Annotated in this window: 1 protein-coding gene; it reads left to right on the top strand. The window is 50.3% G+C overall.

Annotated elements, in window-relative coordinates; translation table 11 throughout:
• Positions 1 to 80 precede the first annotated feature (80 nt).
• Positions 81 to 455 (top strand): MBL fold metallo-hydrolase (locus tag E3E29_RS11375; protein ID WP_167911105.1); only part of this gene is annotated, 375 nt, incomplete at its 3' end.

The raw sequence follows: 455 nt of genomic DNA, 5'->3' as shown, positions 1-455 counted from the left end.
AAAGACCATCATTGCCCACTTCCAGAGAAGTCGAAAGATTTAAGTAAGTTCTGGTTATTATATCCGTCGGAGGTGATGACATGGTGAAGGTGAGGTTTTTGGGCCACGCTGCTTTCGAGATCGTCGGAAGCAAAAGGATTCTGATAGATCCCTTCCTGACCGGCAATCCTGCAGCTGCCGCAAAGCCGGAAGAGCTCGAAGCAGACCTGATTTTAATAACCCACGCCCACGGTGACCACATTGGTGACGCCGTAGGGATAGCCAAAAGAACTGGTGCCAAGATAGTCGCCATGTACGACATAGCCAATTACCTCGTCGAGAACAACCCTGGTATAACAACTATCGGAATGAACTATGGTCCGACCGAGGTTGATGGGATCAAGATAGTCCAAGTCCCAGCCTGGCACTCCAGCAGCGATGGTAAGTACAGTATCGGAAACGCCTGCGGCTACGTA

Source organism: Thermococcus sp. Bubb.Bath (assembly GCF_012027595.1).
Classification (GTDB): Archaea; Methanobacteriota_B; Thermococci; order Thermococcales; family Thermococcaceae; genus Thermococcus.
Note: the sequence above shows the minus strand (reverse complement) of the source record. Positions and strands in the feature narration are given on the sequence as shown.